A 14,167-nucleotide genomic window follows, 5' to 3' on the forward strand; every position below is an offset into this window, starting at 1 on the left:
CCCTCCAGGGCGGACTCCAGCACCCGCTTCGTCAGCTGCTGCAGCAGCCCGCCCTCGCCGGTCAGCTGCAGGCCATCGGAACGGGCACGGTCGACAAGCATCGCGATCAACTGCTCGTCCGACACCGCCTCCGCAGCCGACTCGGCGACCGGCTCCTCCACGGCCTCGTGCTCGGTGATGGTCTCGCTCATCAGGCGTCTCCTTGATCATCGGATCCGCCGTCTATTGGACACTCCCGGATCGCTTGGAGAATTACCTGCACGGCGCCGTCTGTGCAGGGACGATGTCTCTTCGCAGGGGCTCAGGTCGCCATCGCGACGAACTGGGTGAAGGCGTACTGCGACGCGAAGCTCGTGAATGTCCGGCTCGCATTCATTAGATGCATGTCGGGGTGGCTGCATCGGCAAAGGAAGTCGCCGCCGCATCATTGGCTTCCTTGCATCTGACGAATGATCCTGCATCACATGCAAGATGTGACGCGCCCGGATCCGGTGGCCTCCGCGGTGTTCACCGCGACTGCGAGGCAGACCCGCAAGCTGCTGTCCAGCGGGGTCGTGCTGCTGCGTCCTGAAGAGGCGGTCCTGGAAGCGGCGTTGGGCTGCTGGATCATGCAGATGGAGTCCCGGAACCTCACTGCGGACTACATCGAGGATTCACACCGAGCGGTGATGCGGTTTCACCACTACACCAGCGACTACCCGTGGAATTGGTCGGCCGGCGATCTGGAGTCCTGGTCCTCGGAGTTGCTCGCTGGGCGCCGTGCCCGGACGGTCCGCGCTCTGCAGAACCACATCGGCCGGTTCCTGAGCTACCTTCTGGACCCGGCCTATGAGTGGATCGACGTCTGCGAGCACTACTTCAGTACGCACCCGGTCCAAGTCTGCAGTGAGTGGAACACCATCCGGCAGCACGAGGTTGGCGACCACCCGGAGCCTCGGCCTTTCACCCGCACGGAACCCGCGGACTTCTTCGACTTCTGCGATACGCGCATCAACCGCGCGCGAAGAGCCCGGAGGAAGGGAGCGTTGGCTGCAGCACGGGATGCGGCCATGTTCAAAGCCCAGTACGCCTGGGGGCTGCGCCGCCGGGAGATCTGCCGCCTGGACTTGATCGACGTGGCGGACAACCCCCGGCACCCGGAGTTCGGCCGGGCGGGGGTGCTTGACGTGCGGTGGGGCAAGGGCAGCAACGGCAAGGGGCCCAAGCGCCGCCCCGTACTGACGGTGATGCCGTGGTCGGCGAACGCGCTGGTCCAGTACATCGAGGTGGTCCGCCCCTGCTACAGGCCGGGCCCGGCCCTGTGGGCGTCGGAGCGGACCAGCCGGGTGTCGTTGTCGTCGTACAACGACCGCTTCAGCGAGTACCGGGAGGAGCTGAAATTCCCGCAGGAACTCGCCCCGCATGCCTTCCGCCGCAGCTACATCACCCACCTGCTGGAGGACGGGTGGGACCTTCGCTTCGTCCAGAAGCAAGTCGGCCACGTCCATGCCAAAACCACCACGATCTACTCCCACGTCAGCGACGACTTCATGACGTCGACGCTGAACGACGCGCTGATGGACGGAGCGCCGGAAGACCTGTGGACGAGGGGAGCGGCACGATGATGGAACCCCGGGCTGAGCGGAAGCAGACTGCAAAGGGCCGGCCGGACGTGACCCGGCCGGCGAACTACCACTGGCGGCTCGCCCGGCTGATGGAGGAGCGGGGCCTGCGTTCGACCGTCGAACTGGGACCGCTGCTGGCCGAGCGGGGTGTGGTGCTCTCGGACGCCCAGGTCTACCGGCTCGTGCAGTACATCCCGGAGCGGCTGAGCCTGAAGACACTCTCCGCCTTGTGCGACATCTTCGAGTGCACGCCGAACGACCTGGTGATCCCGTACATCGAGGGAGCCGAGCAGCTGCTGCGCACCGTGTCCGGACAGGCGAAACCTCGCCGCCCGGCACGGGAGACCGGTCCTTCGACAGCGGAACTGCCCGAGGAGTTCGCGCCGGTGAAGGCCGACCTCGGCCCCACCCGACGACGCCGGTGAACGCCAAGGGCTACGTCGCACCGAGCCACCCCTGCGGCTTCTGCGGCCGACTCGCTCCCATCCAGCGCCACCTCGACGACAACGGCACCCGGCTACCGGCGTGCAGCAAGTGCTCTTCCAAGCCCATCGGACGGTGCACCAGGTGCGGGACGACCGGTGCCCTCTACGGCACCCGCCAGCGTGTCCCACTCGTATGCGGCCTTTGCTGGAACGCCCACACCGCAACATGCGAGACCTGCGGCACCCAGACGGTGCTGATCCCCACCGGCGACGGTCCGCCGTCCGTGTGCGAGCCCTGCTACCGGCCGCGAGCTCGCCGCTGTGGCAGCTGCCTCAAGACCGGCGGTCGCATCAAGGTCGTCGCCCGCGACGGTGAACCGGACCTGTGCGAGAACTGCTGGATAGGCCCCCGCACCACCTGCATTGTCTGCGGCCGCGAACGCCGCTGCCCGACCGGACAAAAACCAGGCACCCCGGCGTGCGCCGCATGCGTGCCCCGCCGACCCCAGCCCTGCGGTACCTGCGGTCACACTGACATGCCGTTTTCCGTCCGCGACGGCACCGCGATCTGCTGGCCCTGCCACCGCGCCCGAAACGACACCCCGCCCCGCACTCCCGCTCCGGACGCCCTCCGCGGCTCGGCACGGCGCGCCGGCGACCTGAAGCGTGACTACGGCTGCCATGACTGCCGCGCCATTCACCCGCGCTACACCTATGGCCGCTGTGACCGGTGCGCGCTCGCCGCCATCTTCGACCACATCACTCCCGACCCCGGGGCTCGGCGCACTCTGGCCCCCCTACGCGAAGCACTCCTCGCCGGGCCCCGGCCGGCGAGCTCGCTGGGGTGGCTGCGCAAGAATCCCGAGTTGCTGATCGGCATGGGCAACGGCGCCATCCCTATCAACCACGCCACCCTGGACGCACTGCCCCGCAGCCGCACCACCGAGACCCTCCGCGGCCAGCTCGTCGCCACCGGCTGCCTGCCGGCCCGCAACAACTTCGCCGCGGACTTCCAGCACTGGCTGACCAACCACCTCACCACCGTGACGCCGGCCGACCACCGCCTCGTCCTCCACGAATACGGCACCTGGCGACTACTGCCCAGAATCCACCGCCCCCGGGACAGCAGACCCCAGACCTATTCGACCTTCCAGTACGCCAAGACCCGGATCAGAGCCGCCCAGTCCTTCCTCACCTGGCTCGCCCAGCAGGACACGCCCCTTGTCAAAGCCATCCAGGCGGACGTCGACAACTTCCTCACCCACAGCCCCCAACTCCTGGGAGAACTGGAGCCATTCCTGCGGTGGACGACACGAACCCGCAAGACCCGCAAGCTCGCATGCCACAAGCCCCGCAGTGACCAGCCGAAACCCGCTCTCACCGCGGAGCAGCGGTGGCAACTGCTCCGCCGCCTGCTCCACGACGACGACCTGGAACAGGCCGACCGCCTCATGGGCGCGATCATCCTCGCCTACGCCGCCCCCCTGACGAAGATACTGATGATCCGCACCGACGACATCCGGATCACCACAACGACGACGCAGACACCGAGGTCTACCTCAAGCTCGGCAAGACCGAGATCCACCTCCCCCCTATCCTCGACCAACTCGTCATCCAGCACCTCAAGCACGGCTGCCTCTCGCGCACCGGAACCGCAATCGCCACCGGCGATTGGCTCTTCCCCGGCACGAAGGCCGGCCAGCCACTCAGCCACGCCCGGGCCGTAGTCCGTCTACGCAAGCTCGGCCTTCCTCCCGGACCGGGACGGACAAGGGCCCTGCTGCACCTGGCTGCACGCGTCGAGGCCCCTCTGCTGGCGCAGGCCCTGGGCATCACCGCGAGTACCGCCGTCCGCTGGTCAGAGCTGGCCGGGCGCACTTACAGCGGCTACGTCGATCGCGTGGTCGGTGGCGAGACGGTCACCGGTCAGAACTGGACCGCGTTTGAGAAGCAAGATCGGTCGCTGCCATGGCTTGAACCTCACGCGATGTCAGGATGCATGGTGGCTCCATGACCACTTCTGCAACCTGGAAAGTAGGCCGACTCGCGGAGGCCAGCGGACTGACCGTGCGCACGCTGCACCACTGGGACACCATCGGTCTGCTCAGCCCATCACAGCGCACCACGGGAGGGCACAGGGAATACACCGAGGAAGACCTCGTCCGTCTCTATCAGGTGCTGGCGCTCCGCAGTCTGGGCCTGGCTCTGGACACCATCGCCGTCTGTCTCGATGCCGGCGTCGACCCGACGCGGCTGGTCCGCGACCACTTGGCGGGGGTGGAGGCGTCCATCGCCGCGCTCGGTGTCCTGCGAGAGCGGCTCGTGCGACTCGGTGAGGAGCTGTCGGCCGACCGGGCCCCGACAGCCACGGCTCTGGTCGACGCGCTGCGGGCGATCGGCGGCATCGGCCCGGAGGGCGAGCACACGCTGGGCCGTCACCTGGACGCCGACCAGATACAGGTCCTGCACACTCGTGCCGCCGCCCTGGGGCCCGCGATGCAGTACCTGCTGGAAGTCGAGTGGCCCGAGTTGTACCGCAGGGCTGAACGGCTCCGTGCGGCTGGAACTCCTGCCAATGATCAGAAGGTCCGCCGGCTGGTGGCCCGCATGGATGAGCTGAGCACATTGTTCACCGGCGGCGATGCCGGCATCGCCGCCGGTGTGAGGGCTGCCTGGCACGACGATCCAGCCGCCATGTCCGCAGACCCCGATGCTCCAGCCGACGACTGGCGTGAGCTGGCCGAGTACCTGGACCGCGCTCGCCACAGCCCCGCCTGACTCGCAAGTTCCCGGCTCCCGCAACTACCTGGGCTGCGCGGCGCTGGGCCGTGATGGACCTGAATGACCTATTCCCGACCAAGGAATCCCCGGACAGTTCCGCATCCGGCCGACCCGGGCCACAAGCCGGGCTCGGGGGTGAACAACAAGGAGGACCCCGTGGAGACGAAGCTGCAGACGGCCGTCTGTTCCGGGAAGATCTCCTTTGCCGCCGCGCAGAACGCCATCGTCACCGACTGGACCACAGCCCTCAGTGAGCTGGGCCTCAACTGACCTCTTTCAGCTGGTAGGTGCGGCGCCTGGCGGATGGCGCCGCACCGGGATGGCCAGCGCAAGCGGCTGAGGGTAACTCCTGCGCCGTTGCCGACGGAGAAGATGACCATGCTTGAGGCCGCCCGGTGCGGTGCCGGCAGATCGGATTCGGCTGACGGTTAGCTGAGTGTAAGGGCAGTGTCGTCGATGACGAATGAGGTCTGCAGGGATGTGTCTTCGGTGCCGGTGAAGGTGATGGTGACGATCTGGCCGGCGAGGGAGGAGACGTCGAAGGTCTTCTGGGTGTAGCCGGTGGCGGCGTCGAGGTTGGAGTAGGTGGCCAGTGTGGTGCCGCCAGCCTTGACGGTCAGCTTGTCGTACGCGGTGGAGGTCGTCGTCTCGGCGGTGTCGACGTGCAGGTACAGGCTGAGGGTGGCCTTGCAGCCGGATGGGATCGTCACGGGCTGCGAGAGGGTGTCGGTGTGGGAGCTTCCGTAGCCGTCCAGCCATGCGTCCCATGTGCCGCCGTGCGGGGGCTCACCCTGTGAGCCGTACTGCCCGATGACCCCCGTGCTGGCGGACCATACCGTGTTGCCGGACTCGAAGCCCGGGTTGCTGAGTTTTTGGCCGGTGCTGGTGCAGGTTCCGCCGCCGGCCGGGTTGACCGTCCAGGTGAAGGTGGTGGAGCCGGAGACGCCTGTGTCATCGGTGGCGGTGGCGGTCACGTGGTAGGTGCCGGCGGTGGTGGGTGTGCCGGAGATCAGGCCGGTGGTGGAGGCCATGGTCAGGCCGGGTGGCAGGCCGGCCGCACTGTAGGCGAGCTTGGCGGACGAGGAGGAGTCGGCCGCTGTGATCTGCAGGTTCACCGCGGTGCCGGCGGTACTGGTCTGGTCGCCGGGGTTGGTGACAGTGACGGAGTTGCCGCCTGGCTGGCCGCTGCCGATCGGCAGGCCGCCGGTCGGTGCGTACATCGCCACGTCGAAGGTGCTGCCGCTCGGGGCGTGGGCGACGGGTATCACGGTGACGGCGTTGCCGCCGGACAGCACGGACGTGGAGATGTAGTCGCCGAACATCCGGCCCTGGGTGGTGTTGGGCAGCCAGGCCAGTGTCATGGGGCCGGCGAGCTGGGTGGGTGCCGTCCAGGTGGTGCCGCCGTCGGCGGACGAGACGTAGCCCGCGTCGAGCTGGCAGGTGGTGTCCGTGCAGGAGGCGTTCGGGTAGTAGTAGTACGTCAGTCCGATGCGGGCGGTGTTGCCGGCACTGGTGGGGTCCACGCCGATGCCGGGCACGAAATGGTCGGCGGAGCTGTTGGCGGCGTCGATCGGCACGCGGGCCGGCGAGCTCCACGCAGTGCCGTTCGTCGAGGTCGACATGATGATGTCGTTGCTGGTGCAGTTGGTGCGGAAGCGGCAGTCGGACCAGACCACGTAGACGCGGCCGGAGGCGTCGATCTCTGCGGAGGGCAGGGGGCCTTCGCGCAGGGTGTCCAGCCGCGACATGTCGGCGGCGTTGTCCTCCAGACCGGCGACCGGGTGGTGCGAGACCGTGGCGATCTGCACGCTTGAGCCCCAACTGCTGCCGCCGTTGGTGGAGATGAACGCCCGCTCGCTGTCCTCACTGCCGGAGGAGAACGGTACGACGACGGTGCCGCCCGGCTGCACGACCGGCTGGCCGCCGAGTCCGCTCGGGCTGTCGGCCGGGCTCGCTTGCGCGCCCCAGGTCGCGCCGCCGTCGGTGGAGGTCTTCATGTGCTCGGCGTCGCCGGCGTTGGCGTCGTCGTATTCGGTGTAGCAGCGGCCGTAGTACGGGCTGGAGGAGTGGTTGTCGCAGACCGTCCAGTTCTTGTCGTCGAAGGTGCCGGTGGAGACGGTGACCGGGGCGCCCCAGGTGTGGCCGCCGTCCGTGGAGCGGCTGGCCTCGACATCGACGCTGTTACCGGAGCGGATGCCCAGCCAGGAGACCATCCACACGCCGTCCTTGGCGTCGTATGCCACGGAGGCGTCACTGGCGGCGGAGTACGGGCCGCCGGTGTTTGTGGTGGAGCTGGGCAGGAAGCCGTGCGTCCAGCTCTGTCCGTTGTCGGTGGAGGTTGCCCACCCGATGTTGGACGCCCCGCCGCCGGAGACCCGGCCGACCTGGAAGGCTGCGACGACGGTGCTGCCGAAGCTGTAAGTGTCCGGCTCGACTTCGGTGGCGTGCTGGGCCTGCGAGTCGGAGTACGGGTCACTGCTGACCTGCGCGAGAGAGGGAACAATGGCATGGGGGGCCACTAACGCGGTCGCGGAGCTTGAGGGGCTGGCGAAGGCGGGCGCGGCGAACGCCATCGCCGCGGCCAGGGCACCGATGAGCAGGGGGGTTCTTCCTCTTGCCGGTCTGGACATGTCACTCCTGGCGGTATGTGTGGGGCACCGGCGGCCGCTGACAGACGCGGCGCGACCGGCAGGAACGCTATGCGGCGGAACCGCGTCAGGTGGTGCGGGGGCTTTCGCGCAGTCGCACCACGGGCTGGCGCATGCGCGTCGCGCTCGGGGATGGCATGCGCCGCATCAACACCGATCAGCGCTAAGGCGCGCTCCAAGCGGCGGCTAAGTTCGGGGCGTTGGTCGTCCTGATCGCGCCCACGGTCGGCGTCGCCAACGTGGCTCCTGTTTGCCCGCCGCTCCAAGTTGCTGGGCTGACTGTGGCCGCACGCGTGGTGAATGCGGTGATGAGGCGTCTTCGGCCTGGTGCGGAGCGTGACACTGAACATCCCTTCAGGCAGCCGGTGGTCGACCGGCGGTGGGAGTGAAGGACGTTCGCGCAAGGTGCACGCGTGGTTCCCAAGCCGGAGTCTGGACCCGTACATGACACCACGCAAGGGGGTGGCGACAAGTCCGCCGGCACCCCGCACCTTTCGAACCCGGTCGAGGCCCTCACGCAGCGCAGCCGGGCGAACGCCAGCCGAGGCAGCGACGCTGCTGTCCGCGCCATGTCGGACACGGCCGCGACGGCCGCTGGTCGCATCGCTCTGTTAACTCTCGCGCGTGCCGTTCGGGAGGTCACCGGCAGGATCCGGCGCCTGCGCAGTTCACGGCGGTTGGGGTTGCTGTCGTAGCCTGTGTCGCCGAGCACGGCGTCCGGCCGGCGCCGGGGGCGGCCGGGCTTGCCGGCCACGGGCGGGATGCTGTCGACCAGGGCCAGGGTCTGGGTGACGTCGTTGACGTTGGCCGCAGTGGTGATGACCTTGAACGGGGTGCCTCTGCCGTCACAGATCAGATGGTGCTTACTGCCCGTCTTCCCGCGGTCGACCGGTGACGGGCCGGTTGCTTCACCCCCTTTTTTTCGCGCGGATCCGGGAGGCATCCACGCAGGCCCGGGACCAGTCCAGCTCGTCGGCCGCGTGCAGCTCGGCGAGCAGGAGACGGTGCAACTGTTCGAAGACGCCGGCCTCATGCCACCGGCCCAGCCGGCGCCAGCAGGTCTGGCCGGAGCCGAACCCCAGCTCCGGTGGCAGCAGTTGCCGGCTCACGTCGTTGTAGAGCACGTACAGGATGCCCTGCAGGCACAGCCGGTCGTCCACCGGCTTCGGGCCGGGCGCCTCCTGCGGCCAGGGCGGCAGCAGCGGCTCGATCAGTGCCCACAAGTCGTCTTCCAATGGAGGCCACTGCGCCGGAGCCGTCGATCACGGGTGTGCTCGACTTCGACCGTACCCTGTGGGGCGATCCGGCAGCGGACTGGACAATCCGCATGGCGCTCGCCAAGAAGGGCGAGCGCGAGACGTTCTGGGAGTCCTACGGCACGCCGGACCGCTCGCCGGCGGCGGTGTGGCGGGCACGGATCTACGAGGCCAGGCATCCGGGTGCGATCCGCCTGGAGCGCCGGAGGCTGGGAAAGACGGACGCGGTCGCCGAGAGCTATGGGGCGATGGTCGCCGTACTTGCCGAGCTGACCTGACCAGGCCCACCCGGTGAGGGCGGTGTAGGTTCCGGGTTCGCGTTGGCAGTGTCGGTCGATCTCTAGCAGTCGGCCAGCAATCTTCCGGGTGGCGTTAGCAGCACCTGTGGTCGGTGGTGGTCAGCCCCAAGAACTTCTCGGTCATCCGGCCTCTTGGTCCTGGGCGGCGGAGCTGCCCGAACCCGATGCTGCGGACCGAGTCGTCGTACCGGATCGAAGCCGTCGCAGGCGACGCTCACGCACCAGCTGAATGCCCTGGAGAAGGCCGCAGGCGTTCAGCTGATCGTACGGACCAGCCCCCTCGCGGCCATTTCCGCGGGCACGCTCTCATCCGGGAAGCAGAGCACCTGCTCGGCCTCCGGGACGCAGCGCCATCCTCCGTCACCTGACCGGCGGCCCGACCTGCGCCTGGGGTGGTCGCAAGGCGCCGGCGATGACGGTGGTCACCATCTTGCGGACGGCGGCGGTCTGCGGCGGGGCACTTGTCCGGTCGGCGAACAGCAGGTGCCCGGCCCCGACGAGGGTGGGGGCGAGTGTGTCGATGTCGGCGTCACCGGCCAGGCGCCCCAACTCCCGCTCGGCGGAGAGGTATGCGGCGATCATGGCGGTGCCTTGCATGGCCAGTGGGATGCCGGTCAGACCGGCCTCGCGCAGCCGGGCGCGGAGGCCGTCGCGGAAGGTGATGAGCGCGACGATTGCCACCGTGACTGGCCCGAACAGGTCCTGCAGGGCGTCGGCGAGGTTGTCCACCACGCTCCCGGTGCCGGCGGCGGCACGCAGAGTCGTGGTCCGGTCCTCAATGCCGCGGACGCGGTCGAGGACCAGTTCCGCCAGGAAAGCGTCGAAGTCGGTGAAGTGCCGGTGCAGCACGCCCTTGGCACAGTTCGCCTCCTCCGTGACCGCCCGGCTGGTCAACGCGTCGGGCCCGTCCCGGAGCAGGACACGCTCGGCGGCTTCGAACAACTGGCCGCGCACGTTGTGGATGTGCACCCCTGACGGCATTGTCTCCCTTTCCGCGCCGCCCCGCCTTAACAAGTGGGCAACCGCCCATTAGTGTGGGCGCATGCCCACTTTATCGCAGGGACAGCCGGACAAGTCCGGACCCGAGCCCCACCGCCACCGGCAGACAGCCGAGTCGTTCGGCGTGGACGCCGAACGCTACGACCGCGCCCGACCGCCGTATCCCCAGGCCCTGGTGGACCGGATCGTCGCGGCAAGCCCCGGTCGGTACGTCCTCGACGTCGGAGCCGGGACCGGCATCGAGGCCCGGCAGTTCCAGGCGGCCGGATGCACGGTGCTCGGTGTCGAGCCCGACGAGCGGATGGCCGCCTTCGCGCGACGCAGCCATGTCGAGGTCGAGGTCGCCAGGTTCGAGGACTGGCAGCCGGCCGGGCGGCAGTTCGACGCGGTCATCGCCGGCACCGCCTGGCACTGGGTGGACCCCGTCGCCGGCGCGGCCAAGGCGGCCCAGGTGCTCCGGCCCGGCGGCCGGCTCGCCCCCTTCCACCACGTCCCCCAGCTCCCGGCCGAGGTGATCGACGCCCTCGCCGAAGCCCTCCAACGAGTCGCCCCCGATTCTCCGTTCAACCCCGGCCTGCTGAAAGGATCGGCCGTGGACGCCTACCAGCCACTGTTCGCGAAGATCGCCGACGGGATCCGGCAGACCGCCACCTTCAGCGAGCCGGAACAGTGGCGCTTCACCTGGGAGCGCACCTACTCCCGAGAGGAGTGGCTCGACCAGCTCCCCACCTTCGGCGGCCTCACCCAGCTCCCCGCAGACAAACTGGCGGAGGTCCTGGACAGCGCCGGGACCGCGATCGACAAGCTCGGGGGCCACGCCACCATGCCCTACACATCCGTCGTGATCACCTCGACCCGCTCCAGCACGGCCTGACCACCGCAAACGTCGGGCGTCGCCGAGCGCGAGCAGACTCATGAGCTCGGCGACTCCCCCGGGGAGGCGAGGCAGGCTCTCCGGCTCCTTGCACCGGACCTCAGTCCAACGGTCCGTCCCAGCGGACGGCACGATTGCTAAAGATCAGCCGATCGTCCCACTCCTAACGCAACATGGAATCCAGAGTCTCAGCGGGACTCACAGCTAACGGAGCGGCTCAACCTAGAGGCGGCGGTTCGACCTGGAGGCGAACCTGCCGTGTGAGCGCGCCGGCCCGCTGTTCCACCTCGCACGGGTCTGTGCCGGTGACGACGAAGCAGCCCAGCCGGTCGGCGTTGGTGACGGCGGCGTTCACCGGGCCGCCGATCGCTGCCCGCCGGCGCACGAACGGTACCCCCGGCCCCTGCTTCGGGAGCCCGCACAGCGAGGTGAGCCGTCCGGCGTGCGGGCTGGTGATGAAGCGGACGGTGGCGTGGCCGTGGGCGGTGGGGGTGAGCGCGGCCGGACGGCCCAGGGCGACGTCGAGCAGGGCTGCGAAGACGTCGATGCCCAGGGCGTGCTGGAGCAGGAGACCGATGTGCCCGGCGCCGAGCCGGGCAGGGATCTCGATGACCGTGCACCGGCCGTCGGGGTCGATGACGACCTCGGTGTGCGAGGCGCCGTGGCGGATGCCGACCGCCCGGATCGCCGTGTCCACCTCCCGGTACACGGCCGCCTCGGTCGCCGCAGGGAGGCGGGCGGGAAGGCTGTGCCCGGTCTCGACCCGGCGGGCGCCGTCGGTGACCGCCTTCCGCGTGATGGCGAGGTGCGTGGTGGAGGAGTCCTGGGTGACGGACTCGACCCTGTACTCGTCGCCGGCGGCGTACGCCTGGACCAGGAGGCGCGGGGCGTCCTCGCCCCCGTACCGCCCATGCGTCACGCGGGCGGCGTCGGCGGCCGCGGCGGCTGCGGAGGCGGACGTCACCACGGTGACACCGGCCGAGCCCGCGCCGCCGACCGGCTTGATCACACACGGGAAGCCGACGCGCATGTCCATGAGCGCGTCGTGCAGCTCGGTGTCGCCGTGCACGAGCCGGGTGTACGGGATGCGCACGCTGGCCGCGGAGAGCGCGTGGGACATCGCCGCTTTGTCGCGGGCCGCGTGTGCGAAGTGCGAATCGTTGCCGGGCAGTCCGAGTTCGAACGAAGCCGGCTTGGATCACTACCAGGTCCGTCACTACCCGGCTTGGTATCGGCACATCAGCCTGGCCATGGCTGCCGCCGCCCATCTGGCTGCCGTGCGGGACATCGCCGCCGAAAAAGGGGAGACGGCCGCGACCTGATCCGACTGAGCGTGAACGAGACCGCCGCTTGCTGAGCAGATTCGCCCACGCCGTCCGGCACGAGGCCGAATACATCCTGCACTGGTGGTGCCGGCGCCGCCGACACCAGCACCAAGCCCGCCTCAGTCACTACCGCCGCCGCGGCCCGACCTCCATAGCCGCAGATGCACGTCTACACTGCCATCGCTCCGGCGTTCCCTTCTGACGCCTTCAACAGCCCTGGAGGCCCCGACGCGATGAACCTCACAGAAGTCAAGAGGCAGTTCCAGAGCATCGTGGAGCAGCGCCGTGATGGCATGCCATTGGATGCCACGACTCGCGCAGCGACGCTGGTCGAATACCTACCAGCACGCGATGCAGAAGATCGACCGGTTCACCGCTGAACAGCGCGGGCGGCGCCCTGGCTTCCTGCCGAGGAACACACGAAGCGGACTGGTCGGCAAGCTCGACAGGCTCTATTCATCTGGCAAAGCGGAGCTGGGACTCGACTGACGTACCTCGGCACTGCTGCCAAGCAGTTCGACCGCACTCACACGAGCGCCGACAAGGCAACTGCGGCTGCAGTATTAGTACCCCAGCCGGACTTCTGTATTTGTCCTGGTCAACGGCCTGGCGGTGGAGAGTGTAGCGGGGGCTGAGTATGCGTGGGGCGGTCTTGGGTCGGCCGTCCCACCAACGGGTGCCCGCGCCGCATGTAGTGACAGCGTCGGGCACGTGCTTGGTGGCGGCGCCTCCATCGGGACCAGTTCACCGCGTGGTCGCGGCGTGCAGCACGGCGGCGGGGTTGAGTTGCCAGCAGACGACGGATTTCGGCTGGTGTGAGGTCCACGAGGTCGGGCGTGTCGGCCTCGTCACCCCCTTTTCGTGCTCCTGCGCGGCCATCACGGCGAGGAAGACGTGGGCGAGCATGGCCAGCGTGATGTGCCGATACCAGCCCACGTAGCGGCGGACCTCGTACTGGTCCAGGCCGCACTCGTTCTTCGCGCTTTGGAAGCACTCCTCGATCTTCCAGCGGCGGCCGGCGACTCGGACCAAGTCGGGGACCGTGACCTCCAGCGGGGCGCAGGCGAGGTAGTAGGCGATCTCGTCGGGCTTGCTGATGCTGCGGCGGGCCAGCATCCACCGCTGCCGGGTCGCCTCGTGGCCGTCGGACTCGGCCGCGGCCGGCAGACGGGCGGCGGCCCAGTCATAGAATCGTTCGCCCTTGGCTCCCGGCCCCGCCGACAGGCGCTGCCATGCCTCGGGCGGCGCCTGAGCGATGAGATGGTCGATGCGCGGGCCGTGGACTTGCTGCGACTTGGGGACGGCGACGACATAGGAAAGCTGGGCGTCTTCCAGGAAGCGCCGGAAATGGGAGTCCTGTCCGTAGGCGGAGTCCGCGGTGACCCAGGCGATGGGAAGCGGAGAGGCCAGGGCGCGCAGGATCATGTCGCGGGCGAGGTCGCCCTTGGTGGCGAACGTGCGCTCGTCGGGGATGCGGGCAGCTTGGCAGCGTTCGCGGTCCTCGGTCCAGGACTTGGGCAGGTAGAGCTCGCGGTCGACCAGGGCGTGGCCGCGGGTGGTGGCGTAGGCGGCAAACACCCCGATCTGGCAATTCTCTGTTCGCCCGGCCGTGCCGGAGTACTGGCGTTGCACTCCGGCGGAGGTGGTGCCCTTCTTCACGAAGCCGGTGTCATCCAGGATCAACACACCTTCTGGCGTGCCGAGTTGTTCGGCGACATAGGTCTGCCGGTCGTCGCGCAGGCCGTCAGTGTCCCAGCGGCTGTGGGAGAGGAGGTGCTGCAGGCCGTGCGGGGTGGCGTGGCCGGCGTACTCGGCGAGCTGCCAGCTGTTTTTGCGGCCTACCGGGCCGAGCAGTCCGCGGACGTAGTCCCGCATCCGCCGCCGGACCTCCACGCGGCAGAAGCGGGCTCCGGTCTTCAGGAAGAGTTCTTCGAGTTCCAAGTCCCAGGCATTCGT

The 14,167-nt window shown here is 68.8% G+C and carries 13 protein-coding genes and 2 pseudogenes; 8 read left to right on the plus strand and 7 right to left on the minus strand.

Annotated elements, in window-relative coordinates:
* Positions 1–191: pseudogene (locus ACWC2T_RS44405) on the minus strand (IS256 family transposase); the annotation flags it as partial.
* 273 nt (positions 192–464) lie between these two features.
* Here ACWC2T_RS44405 and ACWC2T_RS44410 point away from each other — a divergent pair.
* From ACWC2T_RS44410 to ACWC2T_RS44425, 4 genes are all read left to right on the plus strand, one after another.
* A complete protein-coding gene (locus tag ACWC2T_RS44410) occupies positions 465–1,604 on the plus strand; it encodes a tyrosine-type recombinase/integrase (protein WP_450675983.1) in 1,140 nt (379 codons plus the stop codon).
* 47 nt (positions 1,605–1,651) lie between these two features.
* Positions 1,652–2,029: a helix-turn-helix domain-containing protein gene (locus tag ACWC2T_RS44415; RefSeq protein WP_450675984.1), complete on the plus strand. Its 378-nt coding sequence runs from the start codon at positions 1,652–1,654 to the stop codon at positions 2,027–2,029.
* A 536-nt stretch (positions 2,030–2,565) separates the two neighbouring features.
* Positions 2,566–3,756, plus strand: coding sequence for a hypothetical protein (locus tag ACWC2T_RS44420; RefSeq protein ID WP_450675985.1), 1,191 nt, complete (start codon positions 2,566–2,568; stop codon positions 3,754–3,756).
* Positions 3,757–4,039: 283 nt separating this feature from the next.
* Complete coding sequence (locus tag ACWC2T_RS44425) at positions 4,040–4,807, plus strand: MerR family transcriptional regulator (RefSeq protein ID WP_450675986.1); 768 nt, start codon at positions 4,040–4,042, stop codon at positions 4,805–4,807.
* 431 nt (positions 4,808–5,238) lie between these two features.
* On the opposite strand, the gene ACWC2T_RS44430 is transcribed toward ACWC2T_RS44425, so the two are convergent.
* The 3 genes from ACWC2T_RS44430 to ACWC2T_RS44440 all read right to left on the minus strand — a co-directional run bounded on the left by ACWC2T_RS44430 (position 5,239) and on the right by ACWC2T_RS44440 (position 8,681).
* Positions 5,239–7,440, minus strand: a complete 2,202-nt coding sequence (locus ACWC2T_RS44430; protein WP_450675987.1) for a putative Ig domain-containing protein — start codon at positions 7,438–7,440, stop codon at positions 5,239–5,241.
* Positions 7,441–7,621: 181 nt separating this feature from the next.
* Positions 7,622–8,401 (minus strand): transposase, encoded by a 780-nt coding sequence (locus ACWC2T_RS44435; RefSeq protein ID WP_450675988.1) that lies wholly within the window; start codon positions 8,399–8,401, stop codon positions 7,622–7,624.
* Entirely contained in the window at positions 8,367–8,681 is a 315-nt protein-coding gene (locus tag ACWC2T_RS44440; RefSeq protein ID WP_450675989.1) for a transposase, read from the minus strand. Before ACWC2T_RS44440 ends, ACWC2T_RS44435 begins: the two co-directional genes overlap by 35 nt.
* Before the next feature lie 11 nt (positions 8,682–8,692).
* On the opposite strand from ACWC2T_RS44440, the gene ACWC2T_RS44445 reads away from it, so the two are divergent.
* Positions 8,693–8,992 (plus strand): hypothetical protein, encoded by a 300-nt coding sequence (locus ACWC2T_RS44445; protein WP_450675990.1) that lies wholly within the window; start codon positions 8,693–8,695, stop codon positions 8,990–8,992.
* Between the two features lie 381 nt (positions 8,993–9,373).
* Here the strand turns inward: ACWC2T_RS44445 and ACWC2T_RS44450 are convergent, their stop codons facing one another.
* Positions 9,374–9,994, minus strand: coding sequence for a TetR/AcrR family transcriptional regulator (locus ACWC2T_RS44450; protein WP_450675991.1), 621 nt, complete (start codon positions 9,992–9,994; stop codon positions 9,374–9,376).
* Between the two features lie 61 nt (positions 9,995–10,055).
* Between ACWC2T_RS44450 and ACWC2T_RS44455 the strand changes: the two genes are divergently transcribed.
* Entirely contained in the window at positions 10,056–10,886 is an 831-nt protein-coding gene (locus ACWC2T_RS44455; RefSeq protein ID WP_450675992.1) for a class I SAM-dependent methyltransferase, read from the plus strand.
* A gap of 217 nt (positions 10,887–11,103) precedes the next feature.
* On the opposite strand, the gene ACWC2T_RS44460 is transcribed toward ACWC2T_RS44455, so the two are convergent.
* Entirely contained in the window at positions 11,104–12,006 is a 903-nt protein-coding gene (locus tag ACWC2T_RS44460; RefSeq protein ID WP_450675993.1) for an ATP-grasp domain-containing protein, read from the minus strand.
* 55 nt (positions 12,007–12,061) lie between these two features.
* Between ACWC2T_RS44460 and ACWC2T_RS44465 the strand changes: the two are divergent.
* A pseudogene (locus tag ACWC2T_RS44465) lies at positions 12,062–12,208 on the plus strand (IS701 family transposase); the annotation flags it as partial.
* Between the two features lie 354 nt (positions 12,209–12,562).
* Entirely contained in the window at positions 12,563–12,700 is a 138-nt protein-coding gene (locus tag ACWC2T_RS44470) for a hypothetical protein (RefSeq protein WP_450675994.1), read from the plus strand.
* 255 nt (positions 12,701–12,955) lie between these two features.
* Here the strand turns inward: ACWC2T_RS44470 and ACWC2T_RS44475 are convergent, their stop codons facing one another.
* Positions 12,956–14,152 (minus strand): IS701 family transposase, encoded by a 1,197-nt coding sequence (locus ACWC2T_RS44475; protein WP_450675995.1) that lies wholly within the window; start codon positions 14,150–14,152, stop codon positions 12,956–12,958.
* Positions 14,153–14,167 lie beyond the last annotated feature (15 nt).

The organism is Streptomyces sp. NPDC001393 (genome assembly GCF_053597455.1).